Raw genomic sequence first — 23,513 nt, 5'->3', positions numbered from 1 at the left:
GGTGCCGCCTACTCCCCCGCGGCCTCGGCGGCCTCCATCCAGGCCTCCTCGAGCTCCCCGCGCTCCGCCTCGACGGCCTGCAGCCGCGCGTTGAGCCCGGCCAGCTCGTCGAGCCTCATCCCGGCCGAGGACTCCGCCATCTGGGCGTGGAGCCGCTCGGCCTGCTGGGCGAGCTTGCCGAGCTGGCGTTCGATCCGGTTGACCTCCTTGCGGGCCTCCCGCTTCTCGGCCTCGCTGGGGCCGGGGGCCGCGGCGGCGGGACCGCTCTTGGCGGCGGGCCCGGTCTTCGCGCCGGAGGCGGAGGCCCCCGCCGCGTGGCGCAGCTCCAGGTACTGGTCCACGCCCCCGGGCAGCCCGCGGAGCTTCCCGTCGCCGAGGAGCGCCAGCTGGTGGTCCGTCACGCGCTCCAGGAGGTAGCGGTCGTGGCTGACCACCACGAGCGTGCCGGCCCAGCCGTCCAGCAGGTCCTCGACCGCCGAAAGCGTGTCGGTGTCCAGGTCGTTGGTCGGCTCGTCGAGCATCAGGACGTTCGGCTCGCCCACCAGCAGGCGCAGCAGCTGCAGCCGCCGCCGCTCGCCGCCGGAGAGCTCCCGGACCGGGGTCCACTGTTTGTCGGTGCCAAACCCGAGCTGCTCGACCAGCTGGCTGGCGGAGACCTCCTTGCCCCCGACCTCGAAGACGTTGCGCTCGTCCTGGATCACCTCGATGACCCGCTTGTCCGCCAGCTCGTCGAGCTCCCGGACCTCCTGGGTCAGGATGGCCGTCTTGACAGTCTTGCCGCGCTTGATCCGACCGCTCGTGGGTTCGAGCTCGCCGTTCAGCAGCCGCAGCAGGGTCGACTTGCCGGCGCCGTTGACGCCGACGATTCCCAACCGCTCGCCGGGGGCGAGGCGCAGGGTGATGTTGTCGAACAGCGGCCGGGCGCCGTCGAACGCCAGCGAGACGTGCTCGAGGTCCAACACGTCCTTGCCGAGCCGCGCGGTGGCCATCTTGGACAGCGCCACCGAGTCGCGGGGCTGGGGGACGTCGGCGATGAGGTCGTTCGCGGCCTCGATGCGGAACTTCGGCTTTGCGGTCCGTGCCGGCGCGCCGCGGCGCAGCCAGGCGAGCTCCTTCTTCACCAGCTGCTGCCGCTTGCCCTCCACGACGGAGGCCATGCGGTCCCGTTCCGCGCGGGCCAGCACGTACGCCGCGTAGCCGCCGTCGAAGGGGTCGACGATGCCGTCGTGGACCTCCCAGGTGCGCGTGCACACCTCGTCGAGGAACCAGCGGTCGTGGGTGATGACCAGCAGCGCGCCGGCGGTGGTCCGCCAGCGCTGCTTCAGGTGCTGGGCCAGCCAGGCCACGCCCTCCACGTCGAGGTGGTTGGTGGGCTCGTCCAGCATCACGACGTCGTCGTCGCCGACCAGCAGCCGGGCGAGCGCGACGCGGCGCTTCTGTCCGCCCGAGAGGCTGGAGACGCGCGCGTGCCAGTCGACCTCGCCGACCAACCCGCCCATCACGTCGCGCACCTTCGGGTTGGAGGCCCACTCGTGGTCCGCGGCGTCGCCGACGATCGCCTGGCCGACCTCGAGGTCGCCGTCGAGGACGTCCTGCTGGTCGAGGTAGCCGACGCTCACGTCCCCCCGCTTGGTCACGCGTCCGGAGTCGGGCTGTTGGCGCTGCGCGAGCAGGCGCATGAGCGTGGACTTGCCGTCGCCATTGCGCCCGACCATGCCGATGCGGTCGCCCTCCTCCAGGCCCAGGCTCAGGCCGTCCAGCACGGTGCGGGTGGCGAAGGCGACGGCGACGTTCTCTGCGCCGAGCAAATGGGCCAAAACGGTACTTCCTTACCTGTGGTGCCCGCCGGTCGTGGGTGGCCGGGATCGTTCGGGCGTGGTTCGTGGCGGCGTGCGCGGCCGCCCGGGCGGCCGGCCGTGGCTAGATGATGGAGGCCCCGTGGACCGGTCCGTGGACGGTGTGCGCCGCGAGGCCCGCCTCGTCCAGCAGCTGGTTGGCGATTTCCCGGGCGTGTTCCGGTCCGGAGGCGAGCAGCGCGACCGTGGGACCCGAGCCGGAGACCAACGCGGACAGCGCGCCGGCCTGCTCCCCCATGCGCAGCACGGCTGCCAGCTCGGGGGCCAGTTCCATGGCGGCCGGCGTCAGGTCGTTGGCCAGCAGTCCCGCGAGCGCGCCGTGGTCCCCCGCGACGAGCGCCTGCACGACGGCGGGCTCCACCTCGGTCGGCGTCGGCACGTCGAGCCCGTCGCGGAGCGTGTCGAGCCGCGAGTAGACCGCCGGGGTGGACAGCCCGTAGCTGGCCGGAACCAGGACCCAGTCGGTCCGCGTCCGCAGGAGCAGCGGCGACAGCTCGTCGCCCACGCCGAGTCCGACGGCGGCGCCGCCGGAGAGCGCGAACGGGACGTCGGCGCCCAGCCGCGACCCGAGCCGCGACAGTTCCTCCCGGTTGAGTCCGGTGCCCCACAGCGCGTTGCAGGCCACGAGCGCGGCCGCGGCGTCGGCGGATCCTCCGCCCATCCCGCCGGCGATCGGCACCCGCTTGGTGATCTCGAGGTCGACGCCGGCCACGTGGCCGGTGTGCCGGGCGAGCAGGCGCGCGGCCCGGATGACGAGGTTGTCCTCGCCGAGGGGGAAGTCCTCGGGATCGGCGACCGCGCTCGAGCCCGGGTGCAGCGACACCGTGATCGCCGCGTCCGCCCGGGCCGTCGCCGCGACGTCCTCGAAGAGCGACACGGCGAGGTAGAGGCTCGCGACGGCGTGGTAGCCGTCGGGACGCGGCGGGCCGACGCGGAAGGAGACGTTGATCTTGCCCGGGGCCCGGGCGGTGATGGTGCGCGTCATGCGCGCGCCGCCTCCCCGGCCTCGGCGATGCGGGCGAACTGCGCGACGTCCAGGCGCTCGCCGCGCGCCTGCGGGTCCACGCCGGCGGCGACCAAGGCCGCCTCGGCGCGGGCGGCGCCGCCCGCCCAGCCGGCCAGCGCCGCCCGCAGCGTCTTGCGGCGCTGGGCGAAGGCCGCGTCGACGACGGCGAAGACCTGCTCCCGCGTGGCGGTCGTGCGGGGCGGCTCCTGGCGCCGGAAGGAGACCAGCCCGGAATGGATCTTCGGCGCGGGCCAGAAGACGTTCATGCCGATCACGCCGGCCTTCCGCATGTCCGCGTACCAGGCCGCCTTGACGCTCGGGATGCCGTAGGTCTTGCTGCCCGGGCCGGCGCAGAGGCGGTCGGCGACCTCCTCCTGGACCATCACCAGCCCGTGCTCGAGGCTCGGGAAGTGCTCGAACAGGTGCAGGACCACGGGCACCGCCACGTTGTAGGGCAGGTTCGCGACCAGAGCCGCCGGCGCGTGCGGCAGCTCCGTCACCTTCAGCGCGTCCGCGAGGACGACGTCGAGCGAGTCCGCGCGCTCGGGACGGAACTCGCGGACGGTCTGCGCGAGCCTCCCCGCCAGCTTGGGGTCGATCTCGATCGCGACCACGCGGTCCGCGGCGTCGAGGAGGCCGAGGGTGAGGGATCCGAGTCCCGGCCCGACCTCCAGCACGGTCTCCCCGGGACCGACGCCCGCGGCGGCGACGATGCGCCGGATCGTGTTCCCGTCGATCACGAAGTTCTGGCCCAGGGTCTTCGTCGGCCGCACGTCGAGTTCCGCGGCGAGCCGTCTGATGTCGGTGGCGCCGAGCATCGGGGGCTGGGCGGGGCGCGTCGCGGGCGCCGGGCTGTTCGCGGAGTCGTCAGTCACGGGCTCAATCCTAGTTGAGTCGCCGGCGGCGGGGTCGCCCGGGGACGCGGAGGGGCGGAGGGGCGGAGGCGCGCGGACGCGAAGGAGTGGACGGGCACAAAGGAGCCCCCGGCCGTGGGCCGGGGGCTCCCCCTGGGTTCCTGGTGCGTTGCGCGGGCTAGCGCAGACCCAGCTTGGAGGAGCAGGCGGGCCAGTGGCCCCATCCGCCGTTGGCGCGCAGCTTCTCCGCCGCGGCGATCTGCTGCGCCGGCGTGGCCTGGTGCGGGAAGGCGGCGTACTGCGTGCCGCCGACGCCCTGCCAGCTGCTCAGGCTGAACTGGAGTCCGCCGTAGTAGCCGTTGCCGGTGTTGATGGCCCAATTGCCGCCGGACTCGCACTGCGCCAGCGCGGCCCAGGCCCCGGAGACGGACGCGGCCGAGGCGGTGGTGCCGCCGGAGCTGGAGGGGCTCGCCTTCGGGGCGGGCTTGGGCGCGGGCTGGGGTGCGGCCTTCGGGGCGGCCTGGGGGGCCGCCTTCGGCTGCGCCGCCGCCTGCTGCGGGGCGGCCTGGGGCTCAGCCACCGGCTGGGGCTTCGGCTTCGGCTTCGGCCTCTCCTTCGTGCCCACGGCGATCTTCTCGGCGACGGGCGCGGTGGTGACCTTCGAGGAGGTCCGCTGCGTGGAGAACGTCTTGCCGTCCTTGACGACGACCTTGTAGGTCAGCGTGCGCACGCCGTCCTTGCCGGCCCGGACGAGCTGGGACTTGCCCCGGTACAGGCCGGCGTCCTCGACGGTGGTGGTGCCGTGCGCGACGGCCTGCGTCTTGGTCTTCTTCTTGGTCTCCACCCGGACGACCTTGAGCTTGAGGCCGTCGGCGACCTTGGCGGCCGGCTTCGCGGAGAGCTCGTCGGACGCGCCCAGCTTGACGCGGGCCTCGGCGAGCAGGTCCTCGACGGTGTCGACGGTCGTGGTCAGCTTGCGGGTCTTGCCGTCGACGGTCAGTGCGACGGCCTTCGGCGTGGTGATCTCGATCGGGGTGCTGAGCGAGGCCAGCTCCATCTGGGATCCCAGAGAGACCTCGGACGCGCCCTCGACGCGGAGCTGGGCGAGGATGTCCGCGACGGTCATGCCGGTGGTGTGGACCACGCGGTCGACGCCGTCGATGGAAACGCTGACCGCCTTGGAGCGGTTGACCTCCACCACGGTGCCGTCGTCGACCGCGGCGTCGAGCGCCGGAGTGACCTCGTCGCGCGCTGCGAGCTGGATGTCGGAGGCGGCGAGGACGTCGGCGACGGTCTTGCCGAAGGTCGAGACGTCGCGCGACTCGCCGTCCACGACGAGGGCGACGGTCTTGTTGGCCGCGACAAAGGACACGAGGCCCAGGACGAGGGCCGTCAGGACCAGGGCTTGTGCTGAGATCTTGACCCAGCGGTTTTTGAGGGCGTGCTGCACGGGATTCCCAACGTCAGGGTGTTCCGGGCACGGGGAATAGGCAAAGGAGGACGACCCCGGCGAGTCACACGCGGGATCCTCCCGTGCTGGCAACGATGCATGGCACAGGTCGATGCTTCAGGCTGAGCGTTTGGGCGTACGAACGGAACGTCCAAGCGCTTTCCGACCTCGACTTGATACCCGGAGACCTTCCCCGATCCCGGCTACTTCTCCCTACCGTAATCGATTCGTAATAATGTGACAAGCGAGGATGGTCACACCCGCTGCCGGCCACCCCCGCCGGGGGCCGCCGGCGCGCGGCGGATCAGGCGTCGAACCGGCCGTAGACGGCCGCCGTGTTCGCCGCGATGTCGGCGCAGAGCGCGTCCACGTCGCGCCCCAGCGACGCGGCCATGGAACGCACGGTGTACGGGATGAGGTAGCTCGCGTTCGGACGCCCGCGGTAGGGGTGCGGGGTGAGGAACGGCGCGTCCGTCTCGACGAGGACCAGCCCGGGATCCGCCGCGGCGAGCGCCTCGCGCAGGTCCCCCGAGTTCTTGAAGGTGACGGTCCCGGAGAAGGACATGAACCAGCCGTTCTCGTTGCAGATCCGCGCCAGCCGCGCGTCGCCCGAGAAACAGTGGAACACCACCTTCGAGGGCAGCTCCTCCGACCGCAGGATCGCGACGATGTCGTCGTGCGCGTCGCGGTCGTGGATCTGCAGGGCCTTGCCGTGGCGCACGGCGATGTCGATGTGCCGGCGGAACGAGTCCCGCTGGGCGCCAACGCCGTCCGGACCGGTGCGGAAGTAGTCCAGGCCCGTCTCGCCGACCGCCCGCACGCGGGGATGTGCCGCCAACCGTTCGATCTCCGCCAGGGCCGCCTCGAGTTCGCCGCGCGCGGCGAGCAGGGGCGCGTCGTTGGGGTGGATCGCGACCGCCGCGAGCACCCGCGGATCCGCCTCGGCGGCGGCGACGGCGAAGCGGGACGAGGCGACGTCGCACCCGACCTGCACGACGCCGGACACGCCGACGCCTTCGGCGGCGTCCAGCGCGGCCGCGACGTCGACCCCCACCGGTCCGTCGCGGAAGTCGAGGTGCGTGTGGTTGTCCGGGACGGGGACGGCCAGCGGCTCCGGCGCCGGGGGGTACTCGAGGTTGCGCTTCCGCCCGCCGTCCTCGGCGCTCCGCCGGGCCCCGGACGCCGGAGACCGCGCGTCGCCGCCCTCATCGGCGGGCGCCGGCACGTAGGCGGCCGGCGTCCGGCCGGGGACGGCGGCCGGCGCCGGACGGTGCCCGGGACGGGGTGCTGCGTCGTTCATCGGGTGTGCCTCCAGCGCGGGGTTCGGACCAACGCCCCAAGGCTACCGGCGGGACGGGCGGCGGCCCATGTGTCCCACGGCACACGAATCCTGAGTAGGCTGGTCAGACGAGCTTGGACAGCCCTCACCAACGGGAGTGACCGTGGAATCACCCACGCAGACGGAGACACTCTCCGCGAACGACTTCGGGCGCAGCTGCGGCCGGATCCTCGGCGCCATCGGCACCGTCATCGACGGGAAGGCGGCGGTCGCCCGCACCGCCCTCACCGTGCTGCTGGCGCAGGGCCACCTGCTCCTGGAAGACGTGCCGGGGGTGGGCAAGACCATGCTGGCCAAGACCCTCGCACGGACCGTGGACTGCTCCGTCAGCCGGATCCAGTTCACCCCGGACCTGCTGCCGTCCGACGTCACCGGCGTGTCGATCTACAACCAGGACACCCACCAGTTCGAGTTCCGTCCCGGCCCGGTGTTCGCGAACATCGTCATCGGCGACGAGATCAACCGCGCGTCCGCGAAGACCCAGTCGGCGCTGCTCGAGTGCATGGAAGAGCACCAGGTGACCGTCGACGGCGGGACGTACGCCCTCGACGACCCCTTCATGGTGATCGCGACGCAGAACCCCATCGAGCTGGAGGGGACCTTTCCCCTGCCGGAGGCCCAGCGGGACCGTTTCATGGCGCGCGTGTCGATGGGCTACCCGGACACGGCGGCGGAGCTGGCCATGCTGGAGTCCCACCAGTCGCGCTCGCCCCTGGACGAGGTGCGGCCCGTGGTCACGGCCGCGCAACTGCTCGCGCTCGTCAACACCGTCAAGGCCGTGTACGCGTCGGACCCCGTGAAGGAGTACGTCGTCGCCCTGGGCCAGGCCACGCGCGAGCATCCGGACGTCCGGCTGGGGGCGAGCCCGCGTTCGCTGCTGCAGCTGCTGCGCGCCGCGAAGGCCGAGGCGGCGCTGAACGCCCGCGACTTCGTGCTCCCCGACGACGTCGCCGCGGTCTGTTCCTCGGTGCTGGCCCACCGGTTGCTGCTCCACCGGCGGGCGGAGGTGGCCGGGACCACGGAGACCGACGTCGTCGACGCGCTCCTGGCCCGCGTCCCCGTCCGCGCCGGCGCCCGCGGCTGATCGGCGGCGCGGCGTGTCGGGGGCGGACGGACAGTGGTCGGGCCCGCCGGCGCGCGACGGCGCACGGACGACCCTCCAGCAACGGCTGCGCCTGGCGTTCCTGACGCCGCGGGGGTGGGCCCTCTTCGTCGCCGGCGCCGCCACGCTCGTCGTCGCATGGCTGCTCGGCCGGCGGGAGCTGGTGAACGTCTCCGTCTTCCTTCTGGCGGCGCCCCTGGCGGCGGCCGCCGTCGTCCGCATAGGCAAGAGCCGCCTGCACGTGCGGCGCGGGTTCTCGCCCGACCCCGTCGTCGCCGGCGAGGCCGCCCGGGTCCTGCTCGAGGTCACCCACGCGGGGCGGCTGCCCGGAGCGGTGCGGCTGACCGAGACGCTGCCGGAGCGCTTCGGCGCGAGCCCCGAGTTCGGATACCCCTCGGGGACGGGCGCCTACCAGTACCGGCTCAAGCCCTCCCACCGCGGCGTGTACGCGGTCGGCCCGCTTACCGCGCGGTTCACCGACCCCTTCGGGCTGGCGACGCGTCCGGGTTCCGTGGACCGTGCCGCGCCGCTGACCGTCGTGCCTCCCGTCGCCCGGCTGGAACCCAACGGGGTCCTCGGCGACCGCGGGACGCACGGCGAGGCCCGCGCGAACCGCCATTCCACTCCCGACAGCGACGACGTCATGACCCGCGAGTACCGCGACGGCGACTCCCTGCGGCGCGTCCACTGGCCCGCGACGGCGCGGCACGGCTCGTTGATGGTGCGTCAGGAGGAGTATCAGTCGACACCGCGCGCCACCCTCCTGGTCGACCGGCGGCGCGAGCCGTTCAACGGCAGCTACCTCGGTCTCGACGAGCCCACGGAGGTCGGCAACTTCACGGGGGCGCCGGGCGTCACCACGCCGTGCTTCGACTGGGTCGTCGCGGCCGCGGCCGGCATCGGCGCCCATCTGGCGGGCCTCGGCTACGCCGTCGACGTGCTGGACCAGAACGGCGAGCCGCTGGCGGCGGCCTCGTCCTCCGCACCCGACCCCGCGCGGGATGTTTTCCGCGACCCCGGCGCGGCGGAGGACCTGCAACTGGTCCTGGCCGCCGTCTCCCTGTCCGCCGGACCGCCGGAAACGGGCAGGTTCCGGCGCGGCGCGGACGGTGAGCCGCGCGGCGCGGACGGCCCGGGACGGCTGGCGGCGCGCGTGCGCAACGCCAGGAACCCGCTGGTCCTGCTCACGGGGCACCTCTCGGCGGAGGAGGCCTCCGCCTGGGCGGAGGCGGTCGGACCCGGGCGGAACGCCGCCGCGTTCCTCGTCACAAGCCGCCCCGCGGCGTCGGCCGCCGCCGCCCGGGCCCTCCGCCAGGCCGGGTGGCACCCCGTGGCGGTGGATCCCGACGTGCCGCTGGCCGAGGCGTGGCATAGCCTCGGGGCCGCGGAACGGGTCACCGGACGGACGGCCACGCGGTGACCGCGCTCCTGGACAGCCTGCGCCCCTCCGCGGAGCCGCGGCGGCCCGGACCCGGACCGGAGCGCCAGCGCGGAGGCAGGACCGCGGCCGTCTGGCTGGGCGCCGCCGCCGTCGCCGCCGCGGTGCTCTTCGCCGCGGGCAGCCTGTCCGGCGTCTTCGACGGATGGCGGTGGCTGGAGCATTCAACCGTGACCGTGGCCGCGGTGGCCGCCTCCGCCGCCTCCGTCCGGGTTTTCAGGGCCGCCAGCCCGTGGCCCACGCTCGCCGCCCTCCTGGGCCTCGCGTTGGCCCTCACCCTGCAGTTCTTCTCCGACACCGCCCTTCTGGGGTTCATCCCGAACGCCTCGACCGTAGAGCGCGCCCTGGACATGTTCCCCGCCGCCAACGAGGCCGTGCTCACGCAGTCGCCGCCGGTGCTGGCGGAGGGGCCCCTGGTGTTCCTCACGTGCCTGTCGGTGGGCCTGGTGGCGGTGGTGGTGGATCTCGTGGCGTTCGGCCTGCGCTTCCCGGCCTTCAGCGCGGTCCCCCTCGCCGTCATCCTCGGCGCGTCTTCGCTCATCAAGCCCGACGGCGCCGGAATGGCGCACGTCGCGGCCACCTGCCTGGGCTACCTGGCGATCCTCGGCGCGGCGCGGCTGGTCGACGCGTCGCAGGCGCCGCGCGCGGCCCTGCGCAGCGGTCTGGGTCGGCAGGCGGCCCTGATCGCGGGGATGTCCGTGGCCGCGATGCTCGTCGTGCCACTCGCCCTCCCGGGTTTCACCACCGGGCTCCTCCCGGAGGGACGCCGGCTCTACCTCTGGGGACAGCCCAGCGGGATCAACCCGGTGCTGAACCTCGGCAACAACCTGCGCAGCCCGCTGGGTCTGACCAGCGTCAGGTACTACACCGACTCCGAGGAGCCGCTCTATCTCCGCACGGCGGTCATCGGCGACCTCGACGCCGAACGCTGGAGCCCCAGCGACGACGAGGTGGACCGCCAACCCGTGACCGGGGACCTGGACGGCGAACCCTTCGGTTCGATCGTCTCGACGACCATCGACGTCAACACGCGGATCTCCACCGGAAACTACCAGAGCCCGTGGCTCCCCCTGCCCGCCGGCGCCCGGTCCGTGAGCGGGCTCCAGGGCGAGTGGGGCTGGTACCCGGAGACGGCGACCGTGCTCGGGGGCTCCGGCTCCTCGAGCACGGACCAGGACTTCCGGGTGTCCTCCTCCGTTCCGGAGCTCACGCCCGAACTGCTCGTCGCCAGCGACGAGGCCGGGAGCTCCCCCGGCCCGGGGCTGTCCGGCGACACGGTGCCGGACGTCTACCGCTCCGTCCCGGAGGAGCTCCCGGACATCATCCGCGACACGGCCAACGCGATCGTGCGGGAGGCCGACGCCGGCACCAGCTACGGCGTCGCCCTCGCCCTGCAAAACCACCTCCGCGGCACGGACTTCACCTACTCCGAGGACACGCCGCTGGAGCAGGGCTACGACGGCAACGGCCTGGCCGTCGTCGAGGCGTTCCTCGAGCAGAAAAGCGGCTACTGCATCCACTACGCCTCGGCGATGGCGCTGATGGCCCGTTCGCTGGACATCCCGAGCCGCATCGCGGTCGGCTACGCCCCGGGGCGCACCAACGGGGAGGTCACGCAAGGACCCGGCGGACGCGAGCTGCAGGGCTACTCGCTGAGCCCGCGCAGCGCCCACGCCTGGCCCGAGCTGTACTTCACCGGCATCGGCTGGGTCCCGTTCGAGCCCACACCGGGGCGGGGCACGACGCCGGACTACGCCCCGGACGTCGGGGCCGGGGTCCCCGACGCGACGGAGGATCCGCTCCTGCCCGGAACCGCGGCGCCCACGACGGACCCTGCCTCGCCGGAGCCCGCCGAGGAGGCCCCAGGGGCCCAGGGGCCCGGCGGCCCCGACGGCGGCGGCGGGGGCGAGGCGCTCCGGATGCTCGGCCTCGTCCTGGCCGCGCTGGCGGTCCTCTTCGTTCCCCACGCGGTCCGCCGACTCGTGCGCGCGCGGCGTCTGCGCGCGGTGCGCGCCATGGACCACCCCGCGGCCGGCGTCGTCGCGTGGCGCGGCGGCACCGCGGCGGCCTGGGACGAACTCGTGGCGCTCGGCCTCGACTACGGACTCCGGATGCTTCCGGCGGAGACGGCCCTGGACTACGAACGCCGGATGAACCACCAGGTGCCCGGCGCCGCGGCCTCGCTGGAACTGCTCCGCGGGTCGTACGAGCGCGCGCGCTATTCCCGCGCCGGGGCGCCGGAGCCGGCCGACACCGGGTCCTCCGGCACCGGAACTCCCGCGGACGGAAGGTCGCGGGCGGGGAGTCCAGGGGCAGGAAGTTCTGAATCCGGGGGTTCGGGGGCCGGCCGGGCGCTCGAATCGGCGCTGCGCGACGTCGAAAGGGAGCTCTCGGCGGTCTCCTCGCCCGCGGCGCAACTGCGCGCCCGGGCGCTGCCGGCCTCCCTCTTCGCGCGCTGACGCACGGGGTCCGGCGGCGGACGCGGGCGACTCCCCCGGCGTGCCCGGGGAAGTGCGGGCCGGGGCACGGGCCGGGGACGGGCCGCGTTCCGTCCCCGGCGCGCTGCGCGCGTCCTAGACGGCGTACGGGTCGGCGATGCCGATGTACTGCGTCGTCGTGTATTCCGCGATGCCCTCGGCGCCGCCTTCGCGGCCCAGGCCGGACTGCTTGACCCCGCCGAACGGTGCGGCCGCGTTGGAGATGACGCCGGCGTTGAAGCCGACCATGCCGAACTCGATCTGCTCGGCGACGCGGAACATCCGGTTGTGGTCGCGGGTGAACAGGTAGGACGCCAGCCCGTACTCGCTGGCGTTGGCCAGGGCGATGGCCTGCTCCTCGGTCTCGAAGGTCGTGACCGGCGCGACCGGGCCGAAGATCTCGCTCCCCAGGATGGCCGCGTCGTTCGGGACGTTGGACAGGACCGTCGGCTGGTAGAAGTAGCCGGCCCCCTGCTGCGGCGCCCCGCCGGTGGCCACGGTGGCGCCCGCGGCCACGGCCTCGCTCACGAGGGCGTGCACATCGTCGCGCGCCCCGCCATCGATCAGCGGACCCACCTTGCTGGAAGCCTCGGTGCCCCGGCCCAGCGTCAGCGCGGACATGGCGTCGGCGAACTTCCGGGTGAACTCCTCGGCCACGGAGGCCTGGACCAGGAAGCGGTTGGCGGCCGTGCAGGCCTCGCCCATGTTGCGCATCTTCGCGGCCATGGCCCCCTCGACGGCCTTGTCGAGATCGGCGTCCTCGAAGACGATGAACGGCGCGTTCCCGCCGAGCTCCATCGACGTACGCAGGACGTTGTGGGACGCGTCGGCCAGCAGCCGGCGCCCCACGGGGGTCGATCCGGTGAAGGAGACCTTGCGGAGGCGGGAGTCCTTCATGAGCGGACCCGAGATGCCGGAGGCGCTCTGGGAGGAGACGACGTTCAGCACGCCGGCCGGCAGGCCGGCCTCCATCATCGTCGCGGCGAAGAGCTGGGAGGTCAGCGGGGTCAGCTTCGCGGGCTTGAGCACCATGGTGCAGCCCGCGGCCACCGCCGGCGCCACCTTGCGCGTGGCCATCGCGAGCGGGAAGTTCCACGGCGTGATCAGCAGGCAGGGGCCCAGCGGCTTGCGGTGCACCAGGATCTTGTTCTTGCCCTCGGGCGTGGTGAGATAGCGACCGTAGTCGCGCACGGCCTCCTCGGAGAACCAGCGCAGGAACTCGGCGCCGTACGTGACCTCCCCGCGGGACTCGGCGAGCGGCTTGCCCATCTCCAGGGTCATGAGCAGCGCGAAGTCCTCGGCACGCTCGGTGACCAGGTCGAAGGCGCGGCGCAGGATCTCGGCGCGCTCCCGCGGCGCGGTGCGCGCCCATCCGGCCTGGGCCGCGTCCGCGGCGTCCAGCGCCGCGAGCGCGTCCTCGCTCGTCGCCGACGCCAGCGTGGCCAGGACCTGGCCCGTCGCGGGATCGTGCACATCGAAGGTGCCGCCGTCGGACGCGTCGCGCCAGGCGCCGTTGATGAGCAGGCCGGTGGGGACGGAGGCGAGCAGCTCTGCTTCGCGCTCGGGGGTGATGGTCATCGCGGTTTCTCCCGGTCTAGGGGTGGCTGGGGTGTCCGTGCCACGGTATCGACGCTTCTCTGACACTGTAAATGAGGGGGTGCACCACGCGGCATTGATGACGTTGTGCAGATGCCCGGGCTCAGGCGCGGGCCGCGAGCACGGCCGCGTAGAGCTCGCGCTTGGACACGCGTTCCCGCTCGGCGACGGCGCCGACGGCGTCCTTCAGCCGCATCCCCCCGTCGACCAGGGCCTGGACGGACGCGACGTGGTTCTCGGCGCGCGGCGCCTCCCCGGCGGGCGCTCCGCCCACCACGACGGCGATCTCGCCGCGCACTTCCCCCTCCGCCCAGAGCAGCAGCTCGCGCAGCGGACCCCGCCGCACCTCCTCGTGCAGCTTGGTCAGCTCGCGCGCGACGGCGGCGGGACGGTCCGCGCCGAAGGCGTCGGCGAGCGCGCGCAGCATCGGCTCCAGCCGGTGCGGGGCCTCGAAGAAGACCATGGTCCGGCGCTCCTCGCCGAGCTCGGCGAGGCGGGAGGCGCGGTCGCCCGCCTTGCGCGGCAGGAAACCCTCGAAAGTGAAGCGGTCCGTCGGCAGCCCGGAGAGCGCGAGCGCCGTCAGCACGGCCGACGGCCCGGGGACGGCGGTCACCGTCAGGCCCGCGGCCACGGCGGCCTCCACCAGCCGGAACCCGGGGTCGGACACGGCCGGCATGCCGGCGTCGCTGACCACCAGCAGGGTCTTGCCGGCGCGGACGTGCTCCAGCAGCTCGTCGATCCGCGCGACCTCGTTGTGCTCGTGGTAGCTGACCATCCGTCCCCCGACGCGCACACCCAGCGCATTGGCCAGATGCAGGAGCCGGCGCGTGTCCTCCGCGGCCACGAGGTCCGCCGTCTCCATGAGCTCGACGAGCCGCGGGGAGGCGTCGCCGAGGTTGCCGATGGGCGTCGCCGCCAGGACGATGCGGCCGGGTGCCTCTGAGGTATCCACCGACCCAGCCTACCGCCGCGGCGCGCCCCCGCCCGGGCGCGCGTCGCGCGGGCGGGGGCGCCGGTAGAGTGACACGCGTGAGCGCCGCGACCAGAACCCCCCGCCAGGTGTGGGTGCGTGAGCCGGCGTCGGCGTTCGGCGCACGGGCCCTGCGCGAACGCCTCCTCGGGCCGGGGCTCCGCCACGGCCCGCTGGGGTGGATCCTTCCGCTGGCGGTGACGGTGTTGGCCGGGATCCTGCGGTTCTGGAACCTGGAGCAGCCCCACGCGCTGACCTTCGACGAGACGTACTACGTGAAGGACGCCTACACGCTCCTGCAGTCCGGATACGAGCGGCAGTGGCCCGACGACGCCAACGACGCCTTCGTCGCCGGCTCCCCCGCGCCCCGCGAGGCCGCGGCGTACGTGGTCCACCCCCCGCTGGGCAAGTGGCTGATCGGGCTGGGGATGCTGCTCTTCGGCAGCGACAACGGCCTGGGCTGGCGCTTCTCCTCCGCCGCGTTCGGCACGCTGTCCGTGCTGCTGATCGCGCTGATCGCCCAGCGGCTGTTCTCCTCCGCCGCGCTCGGCGGCGTGGCCGGGCTGCTCGCCGCGGTCGAAGGGCACCACCTGGTGCTCTCGCGGACGGCCCTGTTGGACGTGTTCCAGATGTTCTTCGTCGTCGCCGCGTTCTACGCCCTGCTCCTGGACCGCGACCACGGACGGCGGCTGCTCGCGCGCCGCCTGTCGGCCGCCGCGGACGGGGCGGGCGGGCTCCCGCGGCCCTCGGCGCTGCTCTACGGCCCCTGGATCGCCTGGCGCCCGTGGCGCATCGCGGCGGGCGCCATGCTGGGCGGCGCGCTCGGCGTCAAGTGGTCCTCGCTGGCGTTCGTCGCGGTCTTCGGCCTCATGACGGTCCTGTGGGACGCCCAGGCGCGCCGCGGCGCCGGCGTGCGGCGCTGGTTGGCCGCCGGGCTGCTCCGCGACGGCGTCCCCGCGTTCCTCACCATCGTTCCGACGGCGGCCCTCGCCTACCTGGCGACGTGGACCGGCTGGCTCGCGACGCGCGGCGGCTACGGCCGGGACTGGGCCGAGCAGAACCCCGCGGGGGCCTGGGGCTGGCTCCCGGGACCGCTGCGGTCCCTGGCCGAGTACCACCGCAGCGCGTACACCTTCCACCAGGGGCTCAGCTCGGACCACTCCTGGGAGTCCGGCCCGTGGACGTGGCTGTTCGCGGGCCGCCCCGTGCTCTTCTACTACGTGGGGACCGACGAGGGCGAGGGCGGATGCGCCGCGGCGAGCTGCAGCGCCGTCGTCACCGACCTGCCCAACCCGCTGATCTGGTGGGCCGGCGCGCTCAGCCTGCTGGTGCTGCTGCTGGCCTGGGCGGGCCGGCGCGATTGGCGGGCCGGGGCGATCCTGGCCGGCGTCCTCGCCGGGTTCGGGCCCTGGTTCGCCTACCCGGACCGGACCATGTTCTTCTTCTACACCATCACGTTCCAGCCCTTCCTGATCCTCGCGCTGACCTACGTGCTGGCGCTCGCGGCCGGCGGCCCCGGGGCCACGGCCGAGCGGCGGCGCAGCGGACTGGTGGCCGTCTGCCTCTACCTGGCCGTCGCCGTGGCCGTCTCCGCCTTCTTCTGGCCGGTGTGGACCGCCGAGACCATCCCCTACGAACAGTGGCGGCTGCGCCTGTGGATGCCCAGCTGGGGCTAGGCGCCGGCCGCCGGCGGGTACCGTGGACCGAGGCCCGTTGACCGACCCCACCCAGGAGGACACCGTGCGCGAAGCCAGCACCGACCTGCTCGTCGCCCTGCCCGAGGACTACAACACCAGCCAGCTGCTGGTCGACCGGCTGGCCCGCGGCGGCGGCGCGCCCGTGCACGCCGTCAAGCGCGCGGGCGAGTGGGTCGACGTGTCCACGGCCGTCTTCGTCGCCGCCGTCAGGGGCCTGGCGAAGGCGCTGATCGGCGACGGGCTGCGCCCCGGCGACCCGGTCGCCATCATGTCCCGCACCCGGTACGAGTGGGGCCTGGCCGAGCAGGCGGTCTGGTTCGCGGGCGGCGTCTCGGTCCCGGTCTACGAGACGAGCTCCCCGCACCAGGTCGAGTGGATCCTCCGCGACTCCGGCGCCCGGCGCGTCTTCGCCGAGGACGCGGAACGGGCCGGCGTCGTCGCCTCAGCGGCGCGGGCGATCGGCGAGGAGGTGGCCGTCTGGACGTTCGAGGGCACCGGACCCCACGCCGGCCCCGGCGGGCCGCGTGCGGGCCACGCCGCAGCCGGCCTGGCGGCGCTCGTCGAGGCCGGGCACGCCGGGCCCGTCGCCGACGCCGCGGTGGAGGCGGCCAGGACCTCCCGGCGGCTCTCCGACACGGCGACGATCGTGTACACGTCCGGCACCACGGGCCGGCCCAAGGGGTGCGTGATGACCCACGCCAACTTCGCGCTGGTCGCCGCCAATCTGGTCCCCCACATGCCCGATGTCGTCGCGCCCGGGTCCCGGACGCTCATGTTCCTGCCGCTCGCGCACGTGCTCGCCCGCGCCGTGCAGCATTGCTGCATCCACGCCGGGACAACGGTGGCGCACACCACCGGCGCCGCGGACCTGATGGGCGACCTCGCCTCGTTCCGACCGACGTTCCTGCTCGCCGTGCCGCGGATCTTCGAGAAGCTGCGTGCCGGCGCCCTCGCCGGCGCCGAGGCCCGCGGCAAGGAGGGGCTGTTCCGCAGCGCGGAGGCGGCGGCCGTCCTCGCGTCCAGGACCCGCGACGCGCGGGCGCGCGGACTCCGTTCCCGGCTCCCCCCGCTGGCCCTCGCCCGGCACCTCGTGTTCCGCGGGACCCTGTACCCGAAGATCCACCGCTCCCTGGGCGGAGAGGCCCACCACGCGATCTCCGGCGCCAGCGCCCTGTCCCCCGACCTCGCGCACTTCTTCCGCGGGGCCGGCCTGTGCCTGCTGGAGGGCTACGGACTGACGGAGACGACGGCGCCGGCCACCGTGAACACGCCGGGCGCGACCCGCGTGGGTTCCGTGGGGAGGCCGGTCCCGGGGACCTCGGTGCGCATCGCCGACGACGGCGAAGTGCTCGTCAAGGGTGTCGGCGTCTTCGCGGGGTACCACCACCACCCGGAGGCCACCGCGGAGGCCTTCGACGCGGACGGGTACTTCCGCACCGGGGACCTCGGCATGCTGGACCCGGACGGCTTCCTGACCATCAGCGGCCGCAAAAAGGACCTGCTCGTCACGGCCGGAGGCAAGAACGTGGCCCCGGGGCCGCTGGAGGAGTCCGTGCGCGCGTCGCGGCTGGTCTCCCAGGTCGTCGTCGTGGGCGAGGGACGCCCCTACGTCGCGGCGGTCCTCACCCTGGACGCGGAGCAGCTGGCCCCGTGGCTCGCGAGCCGCGGGCTGCCCGCGATGCCGACCTCCGCGGCGGCCCGGCATCCCGCGGTGCTGGCGGAGATCCAGTCGCTGGTGGACGGCGCCAACGCCACGGTCTCGGCGGCCGAGGCGATCCGCAGGTTCGCCGTCCTCGACCGGGACTTCACCGAGGAGAGCGGGCACCTGACCCCGTCGCTCAAGCTCAAGCGCCAGGCCGTGGTGGACACCTGCGCGGCGGACATCGACGCGCTGTACGCCGAGCGTCCGCCCCGGACCTAGGCGATCCCGAAGTCCCGTCCCTCCTGCCGCAGACGCGAGCGTTCGCGGCGCCGGGCCGTGGGCCAGGTGGCGACGAGGGTGACGACGGCCGCCACGAGGACCAGGACAGCGACGGCCAGGCCGGCGTCGATCCAGAACTGGGGCGGGTAGAGGCGGATCAGCGTGTCGTCGGTGCGGAACGTCCATGTTCCCTCGGCGAAGAAGACCTGGTGGAACCCGGAGAAGAACGCCTGCCAGTTGAGGGCGGCCAGCATCCCGAGGCCGGCGATGAGGACCAGCGCTGCCACGGTCCCGGAGAAGAGCGCCCGGCGGATGCCGCCGGCGTACCGGCGGGCCAGGTACGTGCAGGCCGCGAGGGCCGCGAGCAGGAGGATCAGGCCGGCGAGGAACGTCGCCGCGACGACGGCCTTCACGTCGGCCATGTGCGCGACCTCCGTGTTGAGCAGCAGCGGGTTGCCGCTCCCGTCCACCAGGCCCCCGAGGTAGTCCGCGCCGGCGGCATTGTTCAGGTAGTCCACCCCGTAGGAGCCGTAGGTGAGGCGTTCCGCGGCGGTGAACCCAAAGGCGTCGGCCGGGAATCCCGGGCGGTGGTACTCCAGCCAGAGGAACCACGGGCTGGCCACGAGCTTGATGGCCCCGATGATCAGGAGGAAGGGATACGCGACCGCCAGCGCAGCCTGGAGGACCCGGGCGAGGACCGGCTTGGCGGTCAGGGCCGCTTCACGGGCCGCGTGGCGGCGCTGGGCCTGCGGATCGAGCTCGGGCTTGGGGCCGGTCGGCGGCCGCATGGCGGCGGCGACGGCGGCCGTGCGTTCCGCCGGGCCGGGGGCGCCGGCGCCCGCGGGCTCGTTGGCCACGGGCTCAGCGGGCACGGGCTCGCCGGGCGTGGAATCCCCCCTTGCGGACTCGCCAGGCCCGGGCTCGGCGGGCGTGGAATCCCCCACCGACGCCGAGTCCCCCACTGCCGACTTGCCGGACACGGGCTCGGCGGGAGGGGAGCCCGGGCTGCCGTCCGCCGGCGCTGCGGCCGCGGGAGTCCCGGCCGTCCCCGCCGGGGGCACGGTCGCCGCCGGGCGTTCCGTGAGATCCGGGTGGTCCTGCGCGTCCTGATCGGTCATGCGGAGTTGCTTCCTTTCGTTGGCGCCCAAGTGTCAGGCGACCGGGGCCGTTGCCCCGGCGTCGTACGGGTCCAGATCTCCGGTGGCGCCACCGGAGGCCGCGCGCGACCCCAGGACCAGCGTGTAGGCCCAATAGGCGGCCAGCACGCCCAGGCCGATGCCCAGGCGCGCCCAGTGCGGCAGGGGGCTCGGCGTCACATACGCCTCGACGACCCCCGACACGAGGAGCACCGGAACCAGGCCGAGCGCCACCGTCATCAGCGCGCGCCCCTCGCTGGCCAGCGCGGCGACGCGGGTGCGGCGCCCGGGGGCGACCCACGCCCAGAAGATCCTCAGGCCGGCCGCGGCGGCGATGAAGACACTGGTCAGCTCCATGAAACCATGCGGCAGGATGTAGAGGAAAAAGGTGTCCAGCTCACCGTGGGCGGCCATCAGCCCCCCCGCCATACCGATGCCGGCGGCGTTCTGGAACAGCACGTACGGGACATAGAGCCCGGTGATGCCGAAGGCGACGCAGAGCGCGGCGATCAGGGCGTTGTTGGTCCACACCGCCCCCGCGAACGATGCCGCCGGATTCTCCGAGTAGTAGTCGACGAAGCGGTGCTGCGTGTACGCCTGCAGGTCCTCGTCGGAGCCCATGGCCCGCATGACGTCGGGGGACGATCCGGCCCAGACCCCGAAGGCCAGCGCCGCCGCGCAGAAGAGGACGCCGACCACGACGGTGGCGACGCGGATCCGGTAGAGGGCGGCGGGCAGGGACACCACGAAGAACTGCGCGACGTCCTCGAGGAAGCCGCTCCGGGCACCGGTGAAGCGGGTGCGGGCCTTCGAGAGCCGGGCGGAAAGGTCGGCCGAGACCACCGCCTCCGGTTCCACGGAGCGCACCATCGACAGGTGGGTGGACACCCGCTCGTACAGCACCAGGAACTCGTCGACCTCGCGGCCCGTGAGGCGGCGCCGCGCGGACAACCGGTCCAGGCGCTGCCAGTCAGCCTGGTGCACGGCAACGAAAGCATCGAGATCCACGGTGCCACCCTAACCCGCGGCGGTCCGCTAGATTGGGAGCGGGACCGGAGCGCGCCGGGAATCCCCCGTCTGCCGGTCCCCGGCGGCCGGGGCGCGCGCGGCTCCCTGAGCCCGGACACCGGCGAAAGGACACGCGTGAGTACCGTCATCACCGGCGAGGCCGTGGTGCTCGAGCTGCGGGAGGCGACGTTCGTACCGCGCGCCGTCGGCAGCGTGATCGACTACGCCGCGTACGGGCTGGGCCTGCTGCTCTGTTCCTTCGCCCTCACCGAGACGGCCGCCACCCTGGACCCCGCGGCCGGCCGCGCATGGCTCGTGGCGCTGGCCGTCTTCTGGCTGGTGGCCGTGCCCACCGCCGTCGAGACCCTGACGCGGGGCAGGTCGCTGGGCCGCCTGGTCATGGGCCTGCGGATCGTCCGGGACGACGGCGGCTCCATCCGGTTCCGCCACGCCTTCATCCGCACGATGCTCGCCCTCCTGGAGATCGTCGCCCTGTTCGGCTCGCTGGCGCTGATCGTCTCCTTCGCGAACGAGCGCGGCAAGCGGCTGGGCGACATGCTGGCGGGGACGTACTCCATGCGAGAGCGCCGGCGGAAGTTCCGCCCCTCGACGGTGCCGGTGCCTCCGCGGCTGCGCCCCTGGGCCGAGCTCGCGGACCTCGGGCGGATTCCCGACGCGCTGGCCGCCAAGGTGTCGCGGTTCGCGCGCCAGGCCCCGGCCATGACCCCCGCATCGCGCGCCCGCGTCGGCGCGGACCTGGCGACCGAGGTCCACCGCCATGTCGCGCCGTCCCCGCCGCCCGGGACCGGTCCCGAGGAGTTCCTCATGGCGGTGATGGCGGAGCGCCGCGGACGCGACCTCCGCCGCCTGACCGCCGTCAAGGACCGCCAGAAGGCGGTGGGGCAACGCCTCCACCGCCTTCCGTTCGACGAGTCCCAGGCCTAGGGCCCCGGCCTAGTACCGGTAGTGGTCCGGCTTGTACGGGCCGGCGACGTCGAGGCCGAGGTATTCGGCCTGCTCCTTCGTCAGTTCGGTGAGCTCCACGCCCAGCGCGTCCAGGTGCAGGCGGGCGACCTTCTCGTCCAGCACCTTCGGCAGGACGTGGACCCGGTTCGCGTACGCCGGGCCCTCCGCGCCGTCCGCGCTCGCCCCGTGCTTCGTGAAGAGCTCGATCTGGGCGATGACCTGGTTGGCGAAGGAGTTGGACATCACGAAGCTCGGGTGCCCCGTCGCGTTGCCGAGGTTCAGCAGGCGCCCCTCGGACAGCACGATGATGGACCGCTCGTCCCCGGTGCCGCCGTCGAAGACCCACTCGGCGACCTGCGGCTTGATCTCGACCTTGCGCACCCCGGGGATGCGGGCGAGGCCTGCCATGTCGATCTCGTTGTCGAAGTGGCCGACGTTGCCGACGATGGCCTTGTTCTTCATGGCGGCCATGTGCTCGGCCAGGATGATGCCCTTGCCGCCGGTGGTCGTGACGAAGAGGTCGCCCTGCGCCAGCACGGACTCGAGCCGCGCCACCTGGTAGCCGTCCATCGCGGCCTGCAGGGCGCAGATCGGATCGATCTCGGTGACGATCACGCGCGCGCCCTGGCCGCGCATCGCCTCGGCGGCGCCCTTGCCGACGTCCCCGTAGCCGCAGACGACGACGACCTTGCCGCCGATGAGCACGTCGGTCGCGCGGTTGATGCCGTCCGGGAGTGAGTGCCGGATGCCGTACTTGTTGTCGAACTTGCTCTTGGTCACCGAGTCGTTCACGTTGATCGCCGGGAAGGGCAGGAGCCCCTGGTCGGCGAGCTGGTAGAGGCGGTGAACGCCCGTGGTGGTCTCCTCGGTGACGCCGCGGATCAGCCCCGCGGTGCGCGTCCACTTCCGCGGATCCTCGGCCAGCGCGCGGCGCAGCGTCTGCAGGACCAGCCGGTACTCCTCGGGGTCGTCCTCGGTCGCGGACGGGACCGCGCCGGCCGCCTCGAACTCCGCGCCCTTGAGCAGCAGCATGGTGGCGTCGCCGCCGTCGTCCAGGATCATGTTCGGGCCGAGCTCGGGGCTCTCGGCCGCGCCCGGCCAGGTGAGGATCTGCTCGGCGGTCCACCAGTAGTCCTCGAGGGACTCGTTCTTCCAGGCGAACACGGGGACGCCGCGGGGATCCTCGGGGGTGCCGTCGCCGACGACCGCGGCGGCCGCCGCCTCGTCCTGGGTGGAGAAGATGTTGCACGACGCCCAACGAACCTCGGCGCCGAGGGCGGTGAGCGTCTCGATGAGGACGGCGGTCTGGACCGTCATGTGCAGGGAGCCGGCGATCCGGGCACCCCGGAGCGGCTGGCTCGGCCCGAACTCGCGGCGCAGCGCCATGAGCCCCGGCATCTCGTGTTCGGCGAGCCGGATCTGGTGGCGGCCTGCCTCGTGCAGGCCGATGTCGGCGATCTTGTAATCGAAAGTCATGTGGGACTACTCCGTGGTCTCGTGGGGGGCCGCGCCCGAGGGGCGCAGCAGGACGGGGATGCCTTCGAGGATGCGGTAGCGCGGGGGCGTCCCGTCCGGTCCCCCGGCGGCGGCGACGAGCTCGTCGCCGACCTGGACCAGCGCGGAGCCGGTCGCGGGGCAGCGCAGGACTGCCAGGAGCTGCGGGGAGATGTTGGCCATGCCCCCAGCTTATTGGCTCAGCGGGGCTCGCGCAGAACGCGCAGGTGCGGGCGGCCCGGCTCGAAGTCCGCGGGGGGCTCGAGCGGCTCCGGCGCGTTCCGCGCGGCCGCGTCCCCGGAGGGTGCGGGGGCCGCGGGGCCCGGACGGGCGGGTTCGCGCACGGCGTCGGCCAGGGCGGAGAGCTCGTCGGGCTCCAGTCGGGGGCGTCCGGGCATCTCGAGGCGCATGACGGTCCAGCCGCGGGGCACGGTGAGCTTCCCCGCGTGGGTCTCGCACAGGTCGTAGCAGTGCGGCTCGGCGTACGTGGCCAGTGGGCCCAGCACGGCCGTGGAATCGGCGTAGACGTACGTCAGCGTCGCCATCGCCGGCGTGCGGCAGGCGGAACGTGAACAGAGTCTGATGGATCCCACGGGGAAAAGCGTACCCGCCGGGGGCCCGATTCCCGGGGAAGCGGGCCCTGCCGGTTCCCGGTGCCGCCGTCCGTTGGATAGGCTCGTGGCATGCCCACCGGATTCACGATCGGCTTCGGCGACGCCGAGCCACAGCGGACCACCGACGCGCCGTGGGCCAGGTCGTTCGCGCGGCGCCGCCGCAACCGCCACGGCCGCGGCCTGCGCGGCCCGCTCCTGCTGCCCCAGCTGCCCGGCTCGCGCACCCGGCTCGAGCGCTTCGAGGACCTGGTCGCCGAGGCGGCCGAGCGGCTCGAGGAACTGTGGGGCGCGCGGGTCTCGGCGATTGCCTTCTCCGTGGCCCTCGTGCCCGGGCGCAAGTCCCTGCAACGGGCCGAGGCCGCGGGGCGCGGCGTGCCGCTGGGGACGACCGTCACCGCCTCCCCGCGCCGCGCCGCCAGCGTCACGGTGTACCGCCGCCCGGTCGAGGAGCTTTCGGACAGCCCCGTCGACCTCCCGGACATTGTGCACGACGTCGTCGTGGAACTCGTCGCCGAGCTGCTGGCCATGGCGCCCGAGGACGTGGATCCCGGCTACGGCCGGTGGCCGCGCCGCCACAAGTAGCCGGCCC

The 23,513-nt window shown here is 73.6% G+C and carries 19 protein-coding genes; 7 read left to right on the top strand and 12 right to left on the bottom strand.

Annotated features, from left to right (window positions below):
• Positions 1–8: 8 nt before the first annotated feature.
• From ACETWP_RS11640 to ACETWP_RS11620, 5 genes are all read right to left on the bottom strand, one after another.
• Entirely contained in the window at positions 9–1,817 is a 1,809-nt protein-coding gene (locus ACETWP_RS11640) for an ABC-F family ATP-binding cassette domain-containing protein (protein ID WP_373972418.1), read from the bottom strand.
• Between the two features lie 103 nt (positions 1,818–1,920).
• Positions 1,921–2,841, bottom strand: a complete 921-nt coding sequence (locus ACETWP_RS11635) for a 4-(cytidine 5'-diphospho)-2-C-methyl-D-erythritol kinase (protein ID WP_373972417.1) — start codon at positions 2,839–2,841, stop codon at positions 1,921–1,923.
• Positions 2,838–3,680, bottom strand: coding sequence for a 16S rRNA (adenine(1518)-N(6)/adenine(1519)-N(6))-dimethyltransferase RsmA (rsmA, locus tag ACETWP_RS11630; protein WP_373972494.1), 843 nt, complete (start codon positions 3,678–3,680; stop codon positions 2,838–2,840). Before rsmA ends, ACETWP_RS11635 begins: the two co-directional genes overlap by 4 nt.
• Positions 3,681–3,894: 214 nt before the next feature.
• Positions 3,895–5,166: a transglycosylase family protein gene (locus ACETWP_RS11625; protein WP_373972416.1), complete on the bottom strand. Its 1,272-nt coding sequence runs from the start codon at positions 5,164–5,166 to the stop codon at positions 3,895–3,897.
• Between the two features lie 304 nt (positions 5,167–5,470).
• Positions 5,471–6,466, bottom strand: coding sequence for a TatD family hydrolase (locus ACETWP_RS11620; RefSeq protein WP_373972415.1), 996 nt, complete (start codon positions 6,464–6,466; stop codon positions 5,471–5,473).
• Positions 6,467–6,608: 142 nt separating this feature from the next.
• On the opposite strand from ACETWP_RS11620, the gene ACETWP_RS11615 reads away from it, so the two are divergent.
• Genes ACETWP_RS11615 through ACETWP_RS11605 form a run of 3 tightly spaced genes read left to right on the top strand, consistent with a single transcriptional unit; the run spans position 6,609 to position 11,504 of the window.
• Positions 6,609–7,589: an AAA family ATPase gene (locus ACETWP_RS11615; RefSeq protein WP_373972414.1), complete on the top strand. Its 981-nt coding sequence runs from the start codon at positions 6,609–6,611 to the stop codon at positions 7,587–7,589.
• 13 nt (positions 7,590–7,602) lie between these two features.
• Positions 7,603–9,027: a DUF58 domain-containing protein gene (locus tag ACETWP_RS11610; protein ID WP_373972413.1), complete on the top strand. Its 1,425-nt coding sequence runs from the start codon at positions 7,603–7,605 to the stop codon at positions 9,025–9,027.
• A complete protein-coding gene (locus ACETWP_RS11605) occupies positions 9,024–11,504 on the top strand; it encodes a transglutaminase TgpA family protein (protein ID WP_373972412.1) in 2,481 nt (826 codons plus the stop codon). The genes ACETWP_RS11610 and ACETWP_RS11605 overlap by 4 nt, the downstream gene beginning before the upstream one ends.
• Before the next feature lie 114 nt (positions 11,505–11,618).
• Here the strand turns inward: ACETWP_RS11605 and ACETWP_RS11600 are convergent, their stop codons facing one another.
• The gene (locus tag ACETWP_RS11600; protein WP_373972411.1) at positions 11,619–13,100 is read right to left on the bottom strand and encodes an NAD-dependent succinate-semialdehyde dehydrogenase; all 1,482 of its coding nucleotides are present in this window, start codon (positions 13,098–13,100) and stop codon (positions 11,619–11,621) included.
• 121 nt (positions 13,101–13,221) lie between these two features.
• A complete protein-coding gene (gene rsmI, locus ACETWP_RS11595; RefSeq protein ID WP_373972410.1) occupies positions 13,222–14,070 on the bottom strand; it encodes a 16S rRNA (cytidine(1402)-2'-O)-methyltransferase in 849 nt (282 codons plus the stop codon).
• 77 nt (positions 14,071–14,147) lie between these two features.
• On the opposite strand from rsmI, the gene ACETWP_RS11590 reads away from it, so the two are divergent.
• Both ACETWP_RS11590 and ACETWP_RS11585 read left to right on the top strand, forming a co-directional pair.
• Entirely contained in the window at positions 14,148–15,764 is a 1,617-nt protein-coding gene (locus tag ACETWP_RS11590) for a dolichyl-phosphate-mannose--protein mannosyltransferase (protein WP_373972409.1), read from the top strand.
• A 37-nt stretch (positions 15,765–15,801) separates the two neighbouring features.
• Positions 15,802–17,706: an AMP-dependent synthetase/ligase gene (locus ACETWP_RS11585; protein WP_373972408.1), complete on the top strand. Its 1,905-nt coding sequence runs from the start codon at positions 15,802–15,804 to the stop codon at positions 17,704–17,706.
• Here ACETWP_RS11585 and ACETWP_RS11580 read toward each other — a convergent pair.
• Together ACETWP_RS11580 and ACETWP_RS11575 are read right to left on the bottom strand one after the other, a co-directional pair.
• Positions 17,703–18,824, bottom strand: coding sequence for a TIGR01906 family membrane protein (locus ACETWP_RS11580; RefSeq protein ID WP_373972407.1), 1,122 nt, complete (start codon positions 18,822–18,824; stop codon positions 17,703–17,705). The genes ACETWP_RS11585 and ACETWP_RS11580 overlap by 4 nt on opposite strands.
• Positions 18,825–18,857: 33 nt before the next feature.
• Positions 18,858–19,850 (bottom strand): stage II sporulation protein M, encoded by a 993-nt coding sequence (locus tag ACETWP_RS11575; protein ID WP_373972406.1) that lies wholly within the window; start codon positions 19,848–19,850, stop codon positions 18,858–18,860.
• A gap of 135 nt (positions 19,851–19,985) precedes the next feature.
• Here ACETWP_RS11575 and ACETWP_RS11570 point away from each other — a divergent pair, with 135 nt between their 5' ends.
• Positions 19,986–20,795, top strand: a complete 810-nt coding sequence (locus tag ACETWP_RS11570; RefSeq protein WP_373972405.1) for an RDD family protein — start codon at positions 19,986–19,988, stop codon at positions 20,793–20,795.
• 9 nt (positions 20,796–20,804) lie between these two features.
• Here the strand turns inward: ACETWP_RS11570 and ahcY are convergent, their stop codons facing one another.
• From ahcY to ACETWP_RS11555, 3 genes are read right to left on the bottom strand one after another with little or no spacing between them, the layout of a single operon-like run.
• Positions 20,805–22,292, bottom strand: coding sequence for an adenosylhomocysteinase (ahcY, locus tag ACETWP_RS11565; protein WP_373972404.1), 1,488 nt, complete (start codon positions 22,290–22,292; stop codon positions 20,805–20,807).
• A 6-nt stretch (positions 22,293–22,298) separates the two neighbouring features.
• Positions 22,299–22,493 (bottom strand): hypothetical protein, encoded by a 195-nt coding sequence (locus tag ACETWP_RS11560; protein ID WP_373972403.1) that lies wholly within the window; start codon positions 22,491–22,493, stop codon positions 22,299–22,301.
• A 17-nt stretch (positions 22,494–22,510) separates the two neighbouring features.
• Positions 22,511–22,903 (bottom strand): DUF3499 domain-containing protein, encoded by a 393-nt coding sequence (locus ACETWP_RS11555; protein ID WP_373972402.1) that lies wholly within the window; start codon positions 22,901–22,903, stop codon positions 22,511–22,513.
• 90 nt (positions 22,904–22,993) lie between these two features.
• On the opposite strand from ACETWP_RS11555, the gene ACETWP_RS11550 reads away from it, so the two are divergent.
• Positions 22,994–23,506, top strand: coding sequence for a metallopeptidase family protein (locus ACETWP_RS11550; RefSeq protein WP_373972401.1), 513 nt, complete (start codon positions 22,994–22,996; stop codon positions 23,504–23,506).
• Positions 23,507–23,513: the final 7 nt, after the last annotated feature.

The organism is Arthrobacter halodurans, assembly GCF_041877255.1.
GTDB lineage: Bacteria > Actinomycetota > Actinomycetes > Actinomycetales > Micrococcaceae > Arthrobacter_N > Arthrobacter_N halodurans.
The sequence above is the reverse complement of the archived record's forward strand: the minus strand, read 5'-3'. Positions and strand labels throughout refer to the sequence as shown.

Bases quoted from the DNA above. Each gene is read 5' to 3' on its own strand.
- ACETWP_RS11635 (WP_373972417.1), bottom strand. From the start codon at position 2,841: ATGACGCGCACCATCACCGCCCGGGCCCCGGGCAAGATCAACGTCTCC.
- rsmA (WP_373972494.1), bottom strand. From the start codon at position 3,680: ATGCTCGGCGCCACCGACATCAGACGGCTCGCCGCGGAACTCGACGTG.
- ACETWP_RS11620 (WP_373972415.1), bottom strand. From the start codon at position 6,466: ATGAACGACGCAGCACCCCGTCCCGGGCACCGTCCGGCGCCGGCCGCC.
- ACETWP_RS11600 (WP_373972411.1), bottom strand. From the start codon at position 13,100: ATGACCATCACCCCCGAGCGCGAAGCAGAGCTGCTCGCCTCCGTCCCC.
- ACETWP_RS11580 (WP_373972407.1), bottom strand. From the start codon at position 18,824: ATGACCGATCAGGACGCGCAGGACCACCCGGATCTCACGGAACGCCCG.
- ahcY (WP_373972404.1), bottom strand. From the start codon at position 22,292: ATGACTTTCGATTACAAGATCGCCGACATCGGCCTGCACGAGGCAGGC.
- ACETWP_RS11560 (WP_373972403.1), bottom strand. From the start codon at position 22,493: ATGGCCAACATCTCCCCGCAGCTCCTGGCAGTCCTGCGCTGCCCCGCG.
- ACETWP_RS11550 (WP_373972401.1), top strand. From the start codon at position 22,994: ATGCCCACCGGATTCACGATCGGCTTCGGCGACGCCGAGCCACAGCGG.